This window comes from Mesorhizobium sp. M1428 (assembly GCF_040317515.1).
In the GTDB taxonomy this organism is placed as follows: Bacteria; Pseudomonadota; Alphaproteobacteria; order Rhizobiales; family Rhizobiaceae; genus Mesorhizobium.
In genome coordinates, this window is the sequence record NZ_JAMYKT010000029.1 from 45608 (window position 1) to 63086 (window position 17479).

The following is a 17479-nucleotide window of genomic DNA, read 5'->3' on the forward strand; positions in this document are numbered from 1 at the left end:
AAGCAAGTCCTCGCGGCGGCTGCGGCGCCTGTTCCTGCTTATGGCGTCACGGCATTGCGAAGGCAAGCGTCTTGCCGCAACCGAGGAGCAAATGGCTGGCGGGAAAGCGAAATGATCATGTTATTTTCGCGTCCGCGCGAAGCAGATGAAATGGGTTGTTGGCAACCTTACGCAGCGTTATTCTAGGAGTTGAAGCTTCGTTGCCTCAAGGACGGCAAATGAGAGGGGCTCATGTCATCGCTGGCGGGCACGGCCGGTCGCGCGCTGCCGCAGGTCGTTGAGGCGATCTACGATTCGATTGCCGACGTCGACCGCTGGCAGGCGACACTCGAGGCCATCTGCAACCTGGCGGAAGGCCAGCTTGCCATGCTCGCCGTCATCGACACGATCAGCAGTTCCGCGCGGTTTTCGGTGTCCTGCGGCGATCCCGCAGTTCTTGAGCCGTTGAAGCATGACTACGGCTCGCAAGTGCCGTTCTATGCGGCGGTTCCCAAGATGGAGATCGACGTGCCGTTCACCGTCGATTCGATCTACGCCCTGCAAGGCCCGGATACGCGACAGAGATGGCTCGAAAGCCGCATCGTACGCGAATGGGTGCAACCCAACCGCCTGGACGATTTCTTCTGGGTGGCGTTGATGAAGCGGCCGACCCGGATCGGCACGTTGATGGTGGTCACCGACAAGGACAGGCGCCAGATTTCCCGCGAGGATCTCGAGCTTGTCTGCCTGCTGGCGCCGCATGTGCGGCGCGCGGTGACCATCGGCGACCTGTTCGAGGCCGAGCGGCGCAAGGCCGAAATCTTCCGCTCCATCATCGAAAGCCTCGACCATCCGGTGCTGATCGTCGCCGAAGACATGACCATCATCTTCGCCAACCCGTCAGCCGAAGCGCTGCTCGCCGAAAACATTTCGGTTGCTTGCGTGCGGGCCAGCTTTCATTCACCTATGCCAACGCCAACGCCGCAATCGGCCGCGCCGTCCAGCTCGGCACGCGCGACGAATTCGCGCTCGGACCTTGCGGCATCAACATTCCCCTGGCCAAGACGGCCGTTCCGGCGGTGGCCCATGTGATGCCGCTGGCACGGCGTGAAATCTCGGCGCGCATCGCGCAGCGCGCCGCCGCAGCGATCTTCATCGCGGCGGCCGGTTCGGCGCCTATCCCGGCGCTGGACGCCATTGCGGCGCTGTTCGGACTGACCGCGGCGGAAAGGCGCGTCGCCGGTCACGTTGCCGCCGGCCTGACGCGAAAGGAAATCGCCGCGGCCGGCGGCGTCTCGGACGGCACCGTCAAGTCGCAGCTGGCGACGATTTTCGACAAGACCGGTACAGGCGATCAGCGCGAGCTCGAACTGTTGATGCGCGAATTGTCGCCGCCCTTGCGCTCCAGTTGATTTGCACTGGGTTCCCCCCGACCGGCAGCGGTCCAAAAGGCCCGGCCCGTCAGTTTTCCAAGCCTTTCTGCGAAACGAAACCGGCATCGTTGCAATTCGGCCAAAATCATGGTGCGGTCGTTCGCGGTCCAGAAACGCGGCACTATGCTCGGCTGGAATGAAAATTGTTTCTGGCACGGATCTCGATCTTTGACACCGACATCTACCGAGCGGCTACTCCCCTACCTCCTTCTGCTTGGGCTGATCGTAATCGCGGTCGCTTTCCGGCCACTGCTGCCCGTCGACGAAACGCGATATCTCAGCGTCACCTGGGAAATGTATCTGAGCGGACAGATCTTCGTCCCGACGATGAATTTCGCGCCCTATCTGCAAAAGCCGCCACTGCTGTTTTGGCTTATCGACCTTGTCTGGACCGTTTTCGGCGCCAGCCGGCCGGCGGCGATGTTGGTCATCTTCGCCACCTCCTCGCTCGTCATCTGGCTGACGACGGCTTTGGCAAAGACCCTGTTTCCGGGCCGTGACGACATCGCGCGGCGCATCCCCTGGCTGGTCGCTGGAAGCAGCGTGTTCGTCATCTATTCGACGCTGATCCTGTTCGACCTGTTGCTGACGGTCTTTGTGCTTGCCGCGCTGTTGTCGCTGATTGCCTTTGGCCGCAGCGGCAACCGCTGGCAGGCCGTTCTGGCCGGGCTGTTCATCGGCATGGGCGTGCTGACGAAAGGCCCGGTGGTGCTGATCCATATCGGCGCGCCCATCCTGTTCTACCCGTTCTGGCGCGACCGGCGGGCGGGACTGGCGACACCGAACTTCCTCGCTGGAGTGGGCCTGGCAGTGCTCGCCGCGCTGATTCCGGTGGCGATCTGGCTGGTGCCGGCGACCATCCTGACAAAAGGCAATTTCGTCTATGATCTCGTCTGGAACCAGTCGGCGGGGCGTGTCACCGGCAATTTGCGCAATTCGCACGGCCGGCCGTTCTATTTCTATCTGCTGCTGCTGCCAGTCATGTTCATACCGTGGATCTTCATACCCGAGGTCTGGCGGTTGAAGCTGCGCGCGCGGATCCGCAGCCTGATCGAGACGAAGTCGCCGGATCTGCGCGCCTTACGCCTGCTGTCGTTCTCGTTCGTTGCCGTCTTTCTGGTGTTCAGCGCGATATCCGGCAAGCAGCCCCATTATGTCGTGCCGATGTTGCCGTTCGTGGTCATCCTGTTCGGCTATTTCATGGCGGAGATCCCGCTCGCTAGGCTGAAGAGCTCGGCCGTCGTCATGCTTGTCATTTTCGGCATTGGCCACGCGCTGGCATCGGCAACCGCGTTCAAACGCTATGACCTGACGCCGCTCGCCAACTTCATCGACGAGCGAAAGGATGCGGACTGGGCTGTGGCTTTCGATTATCAAGGCGAAGTCGGCTTCCTGGCCCGGTTGCAGAAGCCATTCGAAACCACCGACAAACCGGAAGAATGGCTTGGCTCGCATCCCAGCGGCTATGTCATCGACAAGGTTTCCAAGGATCCGGGCACTGCAGGGCAAATCGCGTTCCGGCTTCGCGTCGAACGCGGTTATCTCGTCGTGCTGAAGGGACAGCATTGACGATCGTCACCGGTATGCGAGTTCGTCCCCCGCGCGGGAGATGAAGGCGTTGCTGCTTCGTGGTTCCATCGTTCGATAGAACCGGGAGGTATTCATGCGCAAGCTCATCTCGACGACGCTTTTTGCCTTATCGCTCGCTGTGGCCGGCCTTGCCGCCGATCCGGCATGGAGCTTCAAATGTCAGTCCGGAACGATTGGGCAAGGCAGTTGCTCCTGCTCCGGGACCGCCGACTGCACCGACATGCGGCATTCCAAAATGTGCAAGGGCGACCTGAACTGCGGTTCGGGCAAATGCTCCTGCACGGCCGCATTGGTAGTCGACCCAGGGCCAAAAACCCCCAAGCCGAAGGTCGTCGCGCCGAAGGCGACAACCGAAGGCGCCGTGAAGCAGTAGCCATCCGATCCGAAAGGACGGCGGCGGCTCAACGTCGCTGGGCCCGCCCGATGTTTCGCGATTCATCCCCCGCGGGCGATGAACCGCCATCGGACAAATGCTGCCGTCTAGCCGGAGGGTGGTTTCCAACGACAGAGCGAGGATACCATGTTGAAAACCTGCACGATGCTGTTCTTCTGCCTGATGGCGGCCACTGCGGCCGCCCAGCCGCCGCCTTCGGGGCCGCCGGTTCCCAGTGCGGCACTTGCCCCATGCAATCCCACACAATCGAACAGGCCCTGCAAAGCCGAACTCGGCGTGTTCCTGATCACCAACACCGTCCGCAACCTGGCGCAAGCCAAGGTCGACGCCACCAACGCACAGCTGGCCGCCCAGGGACGATCATCGCGCGCATCGATCGAATCGCTGAAGCAATGGCGGCCGTCGCGCTTTGCGACGCAGATGCTGAACCAGCCGAACAGCTGGTTTGTCAAAGTTCCTTACATCCTGACCATCAAAGTCTCGATCCCGGTGACCTCCGACCGTCACATCGGCATTCCCATAGACGTCAACGTCTTCTGCAGCGGCTGGCAGACCGATTCCAGCCAGGTCATCATCCGCTCGCAACCCGGCCCGGCGAGCTTCGAGGGCGGCAACATCCTCGAAGACGTTTTCAACGTCGGCAATTACATCGACGCCCAGGTACGCAGCTCGTTTTCGGCACCCCTGCCGGTGACGACGCCGGTTCCGAATTCGAAATGCTCGGCCATAGACGGCTCCGATGCCGGCACGCAGGCCACCGACGATGATCTCATCTTTTGGACGGTGCCGCGACGCAACCTGGTGGTGACGGACGCCATAGCCAAGCCGACGATAGAAGTGACCTTCGACAGTCTCACGCGCCTGGCAGCCCGCGACTTCCACAACAATGTCGTCTACGCGGCCTCCGAGGCCATAAACCTCAACGTCTATGCCAATGAGGATGGCCTCCAGAAGGCGCTGACGATGCGCGAAGGCGACGTGGCTGCGCTGAACCTTCCCGCAGTACGGCTCGACGCGCGAAAATACGATTCGCTGGTCGTCATCGGCAATGTCGATCAGCCGCCGAACGATCCCAGAGACAGCGCCTTCGCAGTAGCGGCCAAGACTGCGGGATTCGGTGCCGGTTCCAAGATCATGCAGATCCCGAAGTGGTATTCGAGGCCTCCGGACCAGTTCAATCACAAACCTACATGGATCAGAGTTCCGGGCTATGAGCTGCACTATACGGTGCGCTATCTCAACAGCGGCGGGCTGGCCGTCGATGGTGGAACCAGTACGGTCCGGCCTCCAAAAGTCGCCGTTCCGATAAAGACGCTCATCAAGCCGAAAACGCCCTGACGCGGCCGCTCGCGGATGACGGCGGCGGTTCAGACCGCTGCCGCCTCCCCCGCGCGGCAGATGCGGCAGCGCCGGCTTCATGGCCTGATCTTGCAGGAACAAACGCGCCGCTGCGCCACGAGCGAGCGGAGCCATCGATGGAGACAAACGATGCTGCACTTCCCCCACACCATGCCCGCCGTCCGGATCATTGCGGCAATCTCGCTGCTTGCCTTCCCGAGCTTCCTGCCGCCGGTCACGAGCCCGGCGAACGCGCTGCCGGTCAGCCAATCCTGCCGGATCACCACCTATTACAAGACTGCGGCAAAGGCGACGGAGGTTGGCGTGCGCTCGACGTGCCAGGGCGTCAAAAGATGGGGCGTTACCTCGAAATATTACGAGGTCGAAAAGATCGAAGCCGCCACGCCCCCGCACACGTCGGGTGGCGGCGGCAGCCTGCCGTGCGAGTTTCTCGCTGCCGGCTGCTCCAACCTGCCTGTGAAACGCAACTAGCGTCAGGCGAACGAGCTAGCCGATCGCCTTCTCCAAAACCAGCGCCGGCAACCCCGAGGCGCCGCCGCAATCGGCTGTGTTGCCGGCGGGCAGGAACCCTCTCGAGCGGTAAAAGGCGATGGCCGGAGCATTTGCTTCCTCGACCTCGACGCGCAGCGTTCGAGCCTCCGGAAAGCTGGCCTCGATCTCGTCCAGCAGCGCCTGGCCGATGCCTTGCCTCTGCCAGGCCGGATGCACGTAAAGCTGGTTCAGCATGACGATTCCGGGATCCGTAGTGGCGGCGGCGAAAGCCATGCCGCCGATGCTCTTGCCGTCGTCGGCGAGCAGGAACTCCGAGTTCGGCCGCGTCAGCCGTGTTTTGAGCGCGGCGATAGAATGCCATTCATCGGTGATTTCGGTGACCCGCGGCGCGCCGTAGATGGCATCATAGGTGGCATGCCATGTCTCGACCAGCAATGCGCGCACCGCCGCAAGATCGCGCTCGCTGGCGGTGCGAACGAACATCCTACTCGATCCCGAGCCTGGCCTTGACCAGCTCGTTGACCGCCTGCGGATTGGCCTTGCCGCCGGTCGCCTTCATCACCTGGCCGACGAACCAGCCGGCCATGGTCGGCTTGGCACGCGCCTGCTCGACCTTGTCCGGGTTGGCCGCGATCACCTCGTCCACCGCCTTTTCGATGGCGCCGGTATCGGTGACCTGCTTCATGCCGCGGCTTTCGACCAGCTGACGCGGATCGCCGCCCTCGTTCCAGACGATCTCGAAGAGATCCTTGGCGATCTTGCCGGAGATGGTGCCTTCCTTGATCAGGTCGATGACCGCGCCAAGCTGGTCGGGCGAAACAGGAGCGTTTTCAATATCCTTGCCGGCCTTGTTCAAGGCCCCCAGGAGGTCGTTGATGACCCAGTTGGCGGCGAGCTTGCCGTCGCGCCCGGCCGCCACCTTCTCGAAATAATCGGCAATCGCCTTTTCCGAAACCAGGATCGAGGCATCGTAGGTCGACAGGCCGAGCGAGGTGATCAGCCGCGCCTTCTTGGCGTCCGGAAGTTCCGGCAGGTCCTTTGCCAGCGCGTCGACATAGGCCTGGTCGAATTCCAGCGGCAGAAGGTCGGGATCGGGGAAATAGCGATAGTCGTGCGCTTCTTCCTTGGAGCGCATCGAGCGCGTCTCGCCCTTGTTGGGGTCGAACAGCCGCGTTTCCTGCTCGATCCTGCCGCCGTCCTCGAGGATGGCGATCTGCCGGCGCGCCTCATAGTCGATGGCCTGGCCGATGAAACGGATCGAGTTGACGTTCTTGATCTCGCAGCGCGTGCCGAATTCGCCGCCGGGCCGGCGCACCGAGACGTTGACGTCGGCGCGCAGCGAGCCTTCGTCCATATTGCCGTCGCACGTGCCGAGATAGCGCACGATCGTGCGCAGCTTGGTGACATAGGCCTTGGCTTCATCGGCGGAGCGCATATCCGGCTTGGAGACGATCTCCATCAGCGCCACGCCGGAGCGGTTGAGATCGACATAGGACATCGTCGCATGCTGGTCGTGCATCGACTTGCCGGCATCCTGCTCCAGGTGCAGGCGCTCGATGCCGACCTCTATGTCCTCGAATTCGCCCTGCCGGTCCGGGCCGACCGAGACGATCACCTTGCCCTCGCCGACGATCGGCTGCTTGAACTGCGATATCTGGTAGCCCTGCGGCAGATCGGGATAGAAATAGTTTTTCCTGTCGAAGACCGATTTGTGGTTGATCTCAGCCTTCAGGCCCAGCCCGGTACGGATCGCCTGCTTGACGCATTCCTCGTTGATGACCGGCAGCATGCCGGGCATCGCCGCGTCGACCAGGCTGACATTGGCATTGGGCGCGGCGCCGAAAATGGTCGAGGCGCCGGAAAACAGCTTTGCCTGCGAGGTCACCTGCGCGTGGACCTCGAGGCCAATGATGATCTCCCAGTCGCCGGTAGCGCCGGGAACCAGGCGCTTGGCGTCGGGCGTGCGGGTATCGATGATGCTCATAAGGGCCTGCATATTGAAATTGCGGACATGCGAGAACGCATATTTTGATGTGCAACTTCGCTAGTGCAAACCGCCAAAAGAGACAAGCGCAAAGCCGCAGACGCCGACGCGGCACAGGCCCGCACCTGCCGCGATGGACTGCTATAGCGGCTTGAAAAGATTCAATGGCCGGCAACCCGGCCGCCGTCGCCTCATGCCGTGGCGATGTAGGCCCTGATCTCCTCGGCCTCGCGCTCGACATCCTCGATGCGCCGCTTGACTACGTCGCCGATCGACACGATGCCGTCGAGCAGCCCGTTCTTTTCCACCGGCAGATGGCGGAAGCGGCCCTTGGTCATGATCTCCATGACCTCGTTGACGGTGTGGTTCTCATTGCAGATCTTCACCTTGGGCGTCATCGCCGAGCGGATGGCGAGGTCGAGCGCCGCGGCCCCCTCCTTGGCGAGGACCCGCACCACATCGCGCTCGGAAAGGATGCCGACGATCTTGTGATCGCCGTTGGTGATGACCAGCGCGCCGATCCTGTGTTCGGAAAGCATGCGGATGGCTTCGCTGAGCCTTTCGTTCGGCCCAAGCGTCACCACGTCGTGGCCTTTTGCCTCGAGAATTGCCTTAACAGTCATGGCGTCCTCCTCTCCATTTCCTTGCCGGCTCCTGCCCTGGCCGGCTTTCCCTGGGATGAACATGGTGCGCCGCGATCGGTTGCTTTTCAAGTGCGGAGGTCTCAGGTCTCCGGCTCGTCCGCCTGCCGGGGTGCCTGCTCTCGCCGATCAAAAAACCGCAGGCCGAAGAAGCCGGCAAGAAAGCCGCCAATATGGGCTTCCCAGGCGATCTGGCCGTCAATGCCAGGCGCCAGGCCGAAGAGGCCGGTCGCGAGGTTGATCACCATCCACATGGCGAGAAAGGTGACGACGCCGCGCGAGCGCAGCACTGCCGCCATCGGCAAAGGCTGACCGGCGAAGGCGGCCTTGCCCGACGAGCGGTCGATGCGGAAGCCGTAGCGTGCCGCCGCGCCCATCATACCGGAAATCGCGCCGGAGGCCCCGACCAGCGGCGCCTCGCCAAGCGGATGCATGGCCCAGAACAATGCCACCGCCGCCAGTCCGGTCGCGGCGAAGAACAGGCTGAAGCGCAGCGCGCCGAAGCGGTTGGCCAGCGGTGAGCCGAAGGCCGCGAGCCACACCATATTGATGGCAAGATGGGCAAAGCCGCCATGCAGGAAGGCGTAGGTGAAAGGGCTTGAAAACGCAAAGAAATCCAGGTCGAAGCGGCCGGAATAGCGGATCGGCACAAAGGCAGCCCTGACAAGCAGTTCGAAGTCCTGGTCGTCAGTTAGCCAATAGACCCGGATCAGATGGACCGCGACGCAGATGCCGATCACCGCCAGCACCACGGGCGGCAGGTTGAACACCGGCTCGCGGCGCTGCTCCGGTTCGCGGGCGACAGGCCCGCCCTCGCCCTGCTCGATCTCCGGTGGGCTTTCTGGGTCGCTCATATGGCTTGCACTCAGTCGCTGGGTTGGACTTCGCGAGCATGTAGATCACGACCAACCGAATCACAAACGGCGAATCAGCAGCCCCGAATCAAAAAAGAAGCCGTCCAAGGTTTCCCTTGAACGGCTGGTCGAGCCCCCATGCTCCCCCTGAACTCTTGACTGAAGTGCTGCCGATCGTCGCAAAACGACCGCTTCTGGAGTGGTTTTGGTGTGCCACAGGGCTGGCTGGCGCGCAACGTAAACCAGTTGTTAACCTTAACCGCCCCGACCCGTGAACAAGTATTAACGATGCTGGCACGCATCCTGCTCCGCAACGCATGTAGGTCTTCGGAGGGCGCCCTTCTGTTCACCGATGGGACATCAGAAGACAGAATGCGCGGAGCAGCATTAGCATGAACCAGACCGGATCGATCACGCTGTTCCATTATTGGAACCGGTTGCGTGACGGACGCCCTGCCCCGAAGCGCTCGGAAGTCGAACCCGCGGATATCAAGTCGCTGCTGGCCGACACGTTCATCCTGGAAAAGGACACGCGCGGCGAAGCGGTGTTCCGGCTGGCCGGCACCAGGCTCTGCGCGGTCTATGGCCGCGAACTCAAGGGGTTTTCATTCCCTTCGCTGTGGCGCGAGAAGGACCAGCGGCTGATCTCGAAGCTGACCGACGGCGTCTTCGACCAGAAATCGGTGATGCTCATCACCTATGAGGGTTTCAGCCGCAACGGCCGATCCAACAGGTTCGAGCTGCTCGCGCTGCCGCTCGACGGCGGGGTCGAGAGCCCGCGCTGCCTCGGCGTGATAAGCGCCGTCGAAAAACCCTTCTGGCTGGGTGCCGACCCGGTTCTCGACGCCTTGATCGATTCGATCCGTGTCGTCGATCCCGACAAGGAGCCGATGTTCCTGAAGAACCGGCCCGCGATAGAGGTTCCCTCGCTCGCCCCATCGGAATTCGACCCGCCCGAGACGATTTCGGCGCTCGGCCAGGCCCGCCGCATCCGTCACCTGGTCGTCTTCGACGGCGGACGCGAGGAATGATGCCCAAAGCTTAAAGCAACAGCGCCGGGCTTTCCCCTTTGTTAACCTGCTTTGTTGTAGTTTTCCGCTGAAATTCCCCGCATCCATGCGCGGAATGACGAACGGGGTATGGCAGTGATGAGGTCAGCGGCGGTCGACCATGCGCCGTCCCAAGCTGAAAGGCGTAACTTTCAGCGCGTCCGCGTGAAAATTTACGGACGCTTCATGCTGGAAGACCGCACCGAGCATCCGTGCCAGGTGGTCGACATGTCGCCCGGCAACGTTGCGCTGCGCACCGAGCGCGCCGGCCTGGCTGGCGAAAAGGTCATTGCCTATATCGATCACATCGGCCGCATCGAAGGCGTCATCACCCGCACTTTGCAGGATGGCTTTGCGATGACCGTCATCGCGTCCGACCGCAAGAGGGACAAGCTCGCCGCGCAACTGACCTGGCTTGCCAACAAGCACGAGCTCGACCTGCCGGAAGACCGCCGCCATGAACGCGTCGCACCGCGCAACCCGACGAGCGTGCTGCAGCTTGCCGACGGACGCCAGTACCAGTGCCGCATCATCGACCTGTCGCTGTCGGGCGCGGCGATCGAGATCGACGTCAAGCCGGCCATCGGCGTCCAGGTGACGCTCGGCACCATGCGCGGCCAGATAGTGCGTCATTTCGAAGATGGCGTCGCCATCGAGTTCGCCGTCATCCAGCGGCCGGAAACGCTCGATACCGAATTCAGCTCACCGCGCGGATGACGCAGAAGCCTTAGCGCCATCGGGAAGAGAGGCTCGCGATCCTTCGCGCCCCCCTCTGTCCCGCCATCCTAGCTGTTCGAACGGTGCGACGAAGCATGGGAACACACCTGGCTAGAATCCTTAAACAATTCTATACTCAATTGCGTCAAATTTTACGTTTATTCTATTGGTGTTTTACTTAATGTCTACTTCGTGCTTTTGCGTCAAATAAATCCAGCCGTGTCATTGTCTCCTCAAACGGGGAGACTGAATAATGAACAGGATGAGGGGCAAGCTGTTGCTGGCGGCAATAGCGATGCAGCTTTTCGGTTGGGGGATTGCAAACGCGGCGGAGCCGGCCTTCATGCACACCGGCGGCCGCACCACACAGCCGGTCGGTCACTACGAATTGTGCCAGCAGCTTCCGCAGGAATGCAATCAGAGGACGCCTGGGCGGGCACCCGTCGAGCTCACCCGCAAGCTGTGGGCGACGATCGTCAAGATCAACAATTCGGTCAACAGCAAGGTCGCGCCGCGCACCGACATGGAAATGTGGGGCAAGGAGGAAGTCTGGTCCTTTCCCAATAGCGGCTTCGGCGACTGCGAGGACTATGCGCTGGAAAAGCGCCGCGAGCTGATGAGCATCGGCGTGCCGGCCGGTGATCTGCTGATGACGGTCGTGCGCCAGCGCAACGGCGACGGCCATGCGGTGCTGACCGTGCGCACCAGCCTTGGCGAGTTCATCCTCGACAATCTGCAGCCCAAGGTGCTGTCCTGGACCAATACCGGCTACACCTACCTGAAGCGCCAGTCCGAGCGGAATTCCGGCGCCTGGGTGACGATCAACGACGGCCGCTCCGACGCGGTCGCCAGCGTCCGCTGAGGACGCGACGCAAAACCCGGTCGAGTCCCCACCCTCCCCGTCCCCAACGACCGGGTTTAAGGAGCCGGCCCCGTCCCCGGGCCGGCTCCACCATTTCTGGGCGAAACACATTCGATTCAGTTATCCCGGCTTGCCTCCAACTGCGCTTCGTCACCCAAGCTGTCTCACGATCGTTTGTGGGATACGAGCTGTCGTTCGTCGCCGAAACGCCGTTACTTGCCCCTGACACGGAACGCGTCGACAAAGGCGGAAAACGCCGGAGAGGGATGGCGTCGGCTTGGATAGTACAGGTGGTAACCCTGGAACGTCGGGCACCATTTGGTCAGGACTTCCTGGAGAAGGCCACTCTCAATGTGTGGAATGACGAGTTCGCGCGGCAGATAGGCCAAGCCCACTCCGTCAAGCGCGGCCTGGATCGCCGGCCCCATGTTGTTAAGCGTCAGTTGCCCCTCGACCCGAGCACTGAACTCGCGCGCGCCTTCCCGCAATTCCCAGGCATAGACCGATCCTGACGTCGGCAGCCGGTAGTTGATGCAGTTATGGTCGGTCAGCTCCTGCGGCGTCTCCGGCGGTGTCCGGTGGGCGAAGTAATGGGGTGAGCCGACGACAGTGTAGGTCACGTCGGCTCCGATGCGTACGGCTACCATATCCCGGGCAATGGACTCGCCCAGCCGCACGCCGGCATCGAACTGGCGCTCGACGATGTTGGTGAAGGCGTTGTCGACCACCAGCTCGACATTGATATCGGGGAAGTCGCTCAGGAACTTTGGCAGCCGGGCGCGGAAGACAATGTCGACCGAATCGTCGGTGCACACCAGGCGGATGTTGCCGGACGGCCTGTCGCGAAGGACGCCGAGAGCGCTGACCTCAGCCGCGATGCCTTCGAAGTGCGGTTCGATGCCTTCCTTGAGGCGTTGACCGGCCGCCGTCGGGGCCACGTCGCGCGTGGTGCGAGACAGAAGACGAACGCCAAGCCGCGACTCCAGCGACTTGATGGTGTGGCTAAGAGCCGAAGGAGTGACGCCGAGCTTGGCGGCTGCTCGGGTGAAGCTCCGCGTCCGGGTGATCTCCAGGAACGCGCGCATTTCGGCGAACTCGTCGCGTGGCATTGATGAGCCTCATTCACAACCACATCAAAATTATACCCGCTAGTCGCATTTGGCCAGCCCGACTACTTAGTTCGGCAACGGACAGGAGACTGCCTTATGGCCATTGATTTCGCGCTGGGCGAGGCCGCAGCAGGTGACAGCACGACGACCCCATGGTCTGCGGTGGTCTGCCTGTCGCTGCTCACCTTCCTTCTGGTCGGACTGGAGTTCCTGCCGGTGAGCCTGCTCACCCCGATCGCTCAGGATCTGGCCGCCTCCGGGGGTCAGGCCGGCCAGGCAATCGCGGTATCCGGATTCTTCGCCGTGGTTACCAGCCTCTTCGGCAACTCGCTGTTGCGAAACGTCGATCGACGGACGGTGGTTCTGCTCTATACGGCAGTGCTGGCCGCATCGAGCCTGGCGGTGGCGCTTGCTCCCAACTTCCTGGTCTTCCTGGCCGGGCGGGCGCTGGTCGGCATCGCGATCGGTGGTTTCTGGTCACTGTCGACGGCCATTCTGGCCCGCCTGGCCGCGGGACCCGACCTGCCCAAGGCCATTGCCTTGCTCCAGGGTGGCACTGCCTTCGCATTGGTGATTGCCGCGCCCGTCGGCAGCTTCCTCGGATCGCTGATCGGATGGCGGGGAACCTTTTTCGTCACTGTCCCCATCGGCCTTGCGGCGCTCGTTTGGCAGTTGGCCGTTCTCCCGAAGATGCCACCGATAGAGATCGCGTCGGTGTCGAGTATGTTCGGCCTGCTGCGGAATCGCAGATTCGCCATCGGCATGGGCGCGACCGGGCTCGCTTTCATCGGGCAGAACGCGCTCTCGATCTATTTGCGGCCGTTTCTGGAAAACGTGAGGGGCCTCGAGGTCAACGCCCTCTCACTTGCTCTATTGGGCGTCGGCCTCGGTGGCGTGGCGGGACTATCGATTGTCGGCTTCATACTCCGGCGGCACCTCACAGCCGTGCTGATCGGGCTGCCGAGTGCACTCGCGGTCTTCGCTCTACTGCTGATTGCCTTTGGACCGTTTGCACGCGCCACGGCCGGCCTGCTGGTTCTTTGGGGACTGTTCGCGACCCCGATCCCGGTGGCGTGGAACACCTGCGTGACCAAGCTCATCCCTGAAGACCTGGAGGCCGGGGGCGGACTCCAGGTCGCCCTGATCCAGCTCGCGATCGCGGGCGGCGCTATCGCGGGAGGCTTGCTGTTCGACGTGGCCGGCTGGTGGAGCGCCTTCCTTCTCGCCGCCGTCCTGCTCACGGGCTCGGCCTTGCTCGCCGCCTCGGCCAGGCCCCGCACCTGAACTCTTTCAATTCTTGTCTAGGAGAATCTCATGTCCGAAGGAATCGAGAACAAGGTCGTCGTCATCACCGGTGCCAGCAGTGGCCTCGGAGAAGCGACGGCACGCCATCTTGCCGGACGAGGCGCTTCCGTGGTCCTGGGTGCACGCCGGTCACACCGCATCGACGCGCTTGTCCAGGAACTGAGCGCCGCTGGGTTCAAAGCCAAGGCCGTCACTACGGACGTCACCGACGCCGGCCAGGTCCAGAACCTGGTGAACACGGCGGTCCGGGAATTCGGCCGCATCGACGTGATGCTCAACAATGCGGGCCTCATGCCGTTGGCCCCGCTCGAACGGCTCAAGGTCGACGAATGGGACCGGATGATCGACGTCAACATCAAGGGCGTCCTTTACGGCATCGCGGCCGCGCTTCCGTACATGAAGGAGCAGCGATCGGGGCACATCATCAATGTCTCGTCCGTATACGGCCATGTGGTCGACCCGGGTGCGGCGGTCTATTGCGCTACCAAGTTCGCCGTGCGTGCGCTGTCCGAGGGTCTGCGGAAAGAGGTCAAACCCTACAATATCCGCACCACGGTGATCTCGCCGGGCGCTGTCAGCACAGAGTTGCTCGAGCATATCAGCGAGCAGGATATCCAGCAGGGCACCAGGGACTTCGTGAGCAAGATCGCCGTGGGGCCAGATACGTTTGCCCGAACAGTCGCCTTCGCGATCAACGAGCCGGACGACGTCGATATCAACGAGATCTTGTTCCGGCCGACCGCCCAGCCGGTTTGACTTGGAAGGGGCTATGCTTTGGGTATCCTAAGGCCCGGCTCCACCATTTCTGGGTCGGCTAGACTTCCTTCAGCCCCGCCCTGAACCGCCGGCCGTTTGCCACATAATGCGCGGCCGAGGCGCGCAGCCTGGCGATTGCGGCCTCGTCGAGCATCCTGACAACGCGCGCTGGCGAGCCGACGATCAGCGAATTGTCGGGAAATTTCTTGCCTTCGGTGACCAGCGCACCGGCGCCGACCAGCGAGTTGTTGCCGATCTTCGCGCCGTTCAGCACGATGGCGCCCATGCCGATCAGGCTGTTGTCGCCGATGGTGCAGCCATGCAGCAGGGCACGGTGGCCGATCGTGCAGCCTTGGCCGACGGTCAGCGGAAAGCCGGCGTCGGTGTGCATGATTGTGTGCTCCTGCACGTTGGTGTCGGCGCCGATGACGATCGGCTCGTCGTCGCAGCGGACGACGACACCGAACCAGAAGCCGGCATTGCGGCCGATCCTGATATTGCCGATCAGGGTGGCGTCGGGCGCGATCCAGTTGCTGTCGGCGTCCTCGAAAGCGGGCGCTTTTCCGTCAATCGCGTAGATCGGCATTGCTGTCTCCAGATCGTCTCACACCGACAAGCTGCCAGACCCTAGAAGCGAAGCCGCCCAGGACGCAATGGCGATCACCACCATGCCCAGTGCCAGCGCCCAGATGGTCGCCGTACAGCCGCAGGAGATCAGCCCCAGCACCGAGATGCGACGCTCGCGCCAGGCGTCTAGCGCCTCGTTGGCGAACATCAGCGGCCCGGCGCAAGCCGTCGCGGCGAGCGAGCGCAGCATGTGCTTCGATGATACGTAGGGCTGGACGAAGGCAAGCTTGCGGCCGGCGACCAGCTCCATCGCCGATCCGACCAGGCCGCAAGCCGTCAGCCCAGCCATAAAACTGAATATGATTTGTTCGACCGGACCCATCTTTACCCTCCGTTTACCATGAAATCGCACAGTCGCCTGCAAAAGCTGCGAAGCAAGAGCCGTGCCGCGCCGAGATGTGTCGTTCAGGTACAGCCGATGGGACGGCAAACGAGGGTCGCGATGAAGCAGGCAGCCGCCACTGAGGGCCCGCAACTCAGCGTCGTCGATTCGACGCTGATGAAGCGGGTGTTTTATGCGTTCGCCGCGCTGGCACTGCTTTCGGTGGCGATCAGCCTTGGCGGCAAATGGTTCGGCCGCTCGATCGCCATGGCCGGGTACACCGACGACACCACGGTCCACAAGGTCGTCATCGGCAACAACGTCATCGCCGTGCCGGCCAACGTCATCCGCTTTGCCCAGGCCCGGCGCGACGGCATCGCCTCGCGGCTCGACCTCTATCTGCGCTATCCCGAGATGGACGGCTACAGCGAGGCTGCCCGCGACGACTTCAACCACACCGGACCCAGCAAGGACATCGTCTTCCTGTCGTTCGAGCCGCAGATGATGTCGCGCGACATGAGCGGCCGTTTCGCGCCGATCTACAGCGCGCTGATCGCCAAGCCGGGTACGCCCGGCCCTGGCGGCATCACGCTTTACGCCTTCAGCGAAAAATCAGGCTATCTCAACGAAGTGCTGGCGGTCGCCGACCGCCCCGGTAAGGATCCGTTCGTTGCACGCTGCCTGAGCGGCCCGAGCGCGGACGAATCGCTAGCGCCCTGCGAACGCGACATCCTGGTCGGCGACAATCTCAGCCTCACCTACCGCTTCCCCCGGGAATTCCTGGGCGACTGGCAGGCGCTCGACGCGGCGATTTCGGGCGAGGCAGCGCGTGTGCTGAAGACGGGGCGGTAGCTCGATCCTTTGACCGGCCTGAAGGGCTGTGGGCTGGAGCCCCGCCAATCGGGCTACCAATCTCCAGGGTTTGCGATTAGCTGTAGGCCCACCACGCCTTCGTCATCCTAGGGCGGAGCAGGAGCGAAGCGACGGCGGAGACCCTAGGATCCATGCCGTTACCTCAGCCGAGGAATGCAGCGGTTCAGAACGGCACTTGCGTCGGCGCCGGCGCAAGCTACCGTTCAACCATGACCGGCTATGCCTACATGACTGCAAGCCAGAAGCGCGGCACGATCTACATCGGTGTCACCAACGACCTCGGCCGCCGCATGCCGGAGCACAAATCTGGCGAAGGCTCGTGCTTCACCAGCCGCTACGGCGTACAGCGTCTGGTCTGGTACGAGGAACATTTCGACATTCGCGATGCCATCCAGCGCGAGAAGTCGCTGAAGCGCTGGCCACGCCAGCGGAAGATCGAGCTGATCGAGAAGACCAACCCTGAGTGGTTCGAGCTTTTTCGCGGAACTGGGTGGTAGCGTACCGTTCTGGTCCGCAGGCGCACTGCCGACAGGCAACGGCATGGATCCCAGGGTCTGCGCCGCGTCGCTTCGCTCCTTGCTCCGCCCTGGGATGACGAAGTTGGGGATGCTCCAGCCAGTCTCCGAGGTTTGCGCTCCGCCATCAGGCGATCCGCCTGCAACAACCAGGTCCGGCCAGCTAAACTCCCGGCTCAGGCCAGATCGATGTCGAGGATCGCCATCGAGAAATTATAGTCGCCGTCGTCCTCGTCCTTGAAGACGATGCCGAGGAACTCGTCGCCGACATAGACCTCGGCCGAATCTTCCTTGCGCGGCCGCGCCTTCACTTCGAGTTTGGGGTTCTGGAAGGTGCGCTTGAAATAGGCGTCCAGCTTTCTGATTTCGTCCGGCTTCAACAGTCTTCTCCGATCGTCGCTTGCTCGTTTGAGCGCGCTTCTGACACGTCGACAATGACCATGTAAAGGCAAAGCCGACGAGAGAAGACGGGCAATCGCCTCAAGTCGGCGCCGCCCCTCATCGCCCTGCCGGTCACTTCTCCCCGTATAGTGACCTATCGCATTCACACATCTGGGTTGCGCTTTGCGGCGAAGCTCGATTCTATTTCGGCCGGAAAAGCCGAAGGAGGGTTGAATG

21 protein-coding genes are annotated in these 17479 nt (G+C 62.4%); 13 read left to right on the forward strand and 8 right to left on the reverse strand.

The annotated features are described in order from the left end of the window. Positions 1 to 231: 231 nt before the first annotated feature. The 6 genes from NKG60_RS27535 (at position 232) to NKG60_RS27560 (ending at position 5226) form a co-directional block, all read left to right on the forward strand. The gene (locus tag NKG60_RS27535; RefSeq protein WP_352976074.1) at positions 232 to 1071 is read left to right on the forward strand and encodes a PAS domain-containing protein; all 840 of its coding nucleotides are present in this window, start codon (positions 232 to 234) and stop codon (positions 1069 to 1071) included. Continuing rightward, positions 1071 to 1391, forward strand: a complete 321-nt coding sequence (locus tag NKG60_RS27540) for a response regulator transcription factor (RefSeq protein ID WP_352976075.1) — start codon at positions 1071 to 1073, stop codon at positions 1389 to 1391. Before NKG60_RS27535 ends, NKG60_RS27540 begins: the two co-directional genes overlap by 1 nt. A 189-nt stretch (positions 1392 to 1580) precedes the next feature. Beyond that, the gene (locus tag NKG60_RS27545; RefSeq protein ID WP_352868305.1) at positions 1581 to 2981 is read left to right on the forward strand and encodes an ArnT family glycosyltransferase; all 1401 of its coding nucleotides are present in this window, start codon (positions 1581 to 1583) and stop codon (positions 2979 to 2981) included. 94 nt (positions 2982 to 3075) lie between these two features. Beyond that, on the forward strand, positions 3076 to 3375 hold the full coding sequence (locus tag NKG60_RS27550; protein ID WP_352868304.1) for a hypothetical protein: 300 nt from the start codon (positions 3076 to 3078) through the stop codon (positions 3373 to 3375). Positions 3376 to 3522: 147 nt separating this feature from the next. Further along, a complete protein-coding gene (locus NKG60_RS27555; RefSeq protein WP_352976077.1) occupies positions 3523 to 4734 on the forward strand; it encodes a hypothetical protein in 1212 nt (403 codons plus the stop codon). Between the two features lie 150 nt (positions 4735 to 4884). Then, complete coding sequence (locus NKG60_RS27560; protein WP_352868301.1) at positions 4885 to 5226, forward strand: hypothetical protein; 342 nt, start codon at positions 4885 to 4887, stop codon at positions 5224 to 5226. 15 nt (positions 5227 to 5241) lie between these two features. On the opposite strand, the gene NKG60_RS27565 is transcribed toward NKG60_RS27560, so the two are convergent. The 4 genes from NKG60_RS27565 to NKG60_RS27580 form a co-directional block, all read right to left on the reverse strand. Continuing rightward, positions 5242 to 5730, reverse strand: coding sequence for a GNAT family N-acetyltransferase (locus tag NKG60_RS27565; protein ID WP_352868300.1), 489 nt, complete (start codon positions 5728 to 5730; stop codon positions 5242 to 5244). A gap of 1 nt (position 5731) precedes the next feature. Further along, positions 5732 to 7231 (reverse strand): Asp-tRNA(Asn)/Glu-tRNA(Gln) amidotransferase subunit GatB, encoded by a 1500-nt coding sequence (gene gatB / locus NKG60_RS27570; RefSeq protein WP_352868299.1) that lies wholly within the window; start codon positions 7229 to 7231, stop codon positions 5732 to 5734. 191 nt (positions 7232 to 7422) lie between these two features. Continuing rightward, positions 7423 to 7854 carry a CBS domain-containing protein gene (locus NKG60_RS27575; RefSeq protein ID WP_352976079.1) on the reverse strand — a complete coding sequence of 144 codons (432 nt, stop codon included), beginning with the start codon at positions 7852 to 7854 and terminating at the stop codon, positions 7423 to 7425. Between the two features lie 101 nt (positions 7855 to 7955). Continuing rightward, the gene (locus tag NKG60_RS27580; RefSeq protein ID WP_352868296.1) at positions 7956 to 8726 is read right to left on the reverse strand and encodes a rhomboid family intramembrane serine protease; all 771 of its coding nucleotides are present in this window, start codon (positions 8724 to 8726) and stop codon (positions 7956 to 7958) included. A 392-nt stretch (positions 8727 to 9118) separates the two neighbouring features. Between NKG60_RS27580 and NKG60_RS27585 the strand changes: the two genes are divergently transcribed. The 3 genes from NKG60_RS27585 (at position 9119) to NKG60_RS27595 (ending at position 11354) form a co-directional block, all read left to right on the forward strand. Then, positions 9119 to 9757 (forward strand): PAS domain-containing protein, encoded by a 639-nt coding sequence (locus tag NKG60_RS27585; RefSeq protein WP_352668258.1) that lies wholly within the window; start codon positions 9119 to 9121, stop codon positions 9755 to 9757. Positions 9758 to 9874: 117 nt separating this feature from the next. Next, complete coding sequence (locus NKG60_RS27590) at positions 9875 to 10492, forward strand: PilZ domain-containing protein (protein WP_352492546.1); 618 nt, start codon at positions 9875 to 9877, stop codon at positions 10490 to 10492. 262 nt (positions 10493 to 10754) lie between these two features. Continuing rightward, a complete protein-coding gene (locus tag NKG60_RS27595; protein ID WP_352668306.1) occupies positions 10755 to 11354 on the forward strand; it encodes a transglutaminase-like cysteine peptidase in 600 nt (199 codons plus the stop codon). 212 nt (positions 11355 to 11566) lie between these two features. Here NKG60_RS27595 and NKG60_RS27600 read toward each other — a convergent pair whose 3' ends face one another. Then, positions 11567 to 12463, reverse strand: coding sequence for a LysR family transcriptional regulator (locus NKG60_RS27600; protein WP_352868294.1), 897 nt, complete (start codon positions 12461 to 12463; stop codon positions 11567 to 11569). Positions 12464 to 12559: 96 nt separating this feature from the next. Between NKG60_RS27600 and NKG60_RS27605 the strand changes: the two genes are divergently transcribed. Further along, a complete protein-coding gene (locus tag NKG60_RS27605) occupies positions 12560 to 13747 on the forward strand; it encodes an MFS transporter (protein ID WP_352976081.1) in 1188 nt (395 codons plus the stop codon). Between the two features lie 30 nt (positions 13748 to 13777). Beyond that, a complete protein-coding gene (locus NKG60_RS27610) occupies positions 13778 to 14524 on the forward strand; it encodes an SDR family oxidoreductase (RefSeq protein ID WP_352868290.1) in 747 nt (248 codons plus the stop codon). Between the two features lie 58 nt (positions 14525 to 14582). Here the strand turns inward: NKG60_RS27610 and NKG60_RS27615 are convergent, their stop codons facing one another. Further along, complete coding sequence (locus NKG60_RS27615) at positions 14583 to 15110, reverse strand: gamma carbonic anhydrase family protein (RefSeq protein WP_352868288.1); 528 nt, start codon at positions 15108 to 15110, stop codon at positions 14583 to 14585. 18 nt (positions 15111 to 15128) lie between these two features. After that, positions 15129 to 15473 carry a DUF6949 family protein gene (locus NKG60_RS27620; RefSeq protein WP_352668269.1) on the reverse strand — a complete coding sequence of 115 codons (345 nt, stop codon included), beginning with the start codon at positions 15471 to 15473 and terminating at the stop codon, positions 15129 to 15131. A 120-nt stretch (positions 15474 to 15593) separates the two neighbouring features. On the opposite strand from NKG60_RS27620, the gene NKG60_RS27625 reads away from it, so the two are divergent. Then, positions 15594 to 16325 (forward strand): hypothetical protein, encoded by a 732-nt coding sequence (locus NKG60_RS27625; protein WP_352868285.1) that lies wholly within the window; start codon positions 15594 to 15596, stop codon positions 16323 to 16325. Positions 16326 to 16555: 230 nt separating this feature from the next. Beyond that, complete coding sequence (locus tag NKG60_RS27630) at positions 16556 to 16843, forward strand: GIY-YIG nuclease family protein (RefSeq protein ID WP_352868346.1); 288 nt, start codon at positions 16556 to 16558, stop codon at positions 16841 to 16843. Between the two features lie 194 nt (positions 16844 to 17037). Here the strand turns inward: NKG60_RS27630 and NKG60_RS27635 are convergent, their stop codons facing one another. Next, on the reverse strand, positions 17038 to 17241 hold the full coding sequence (locus tag NKG60_RS27635) for a DUF3126 family protein (RefSeq protein WP_023674799.1): 204 nt from the start codon (positions 17239 to 17241) through the stop codon (positions 17038 to 17040). Positions 17242 to 17479: the final 238 nt, after the last annotated feature.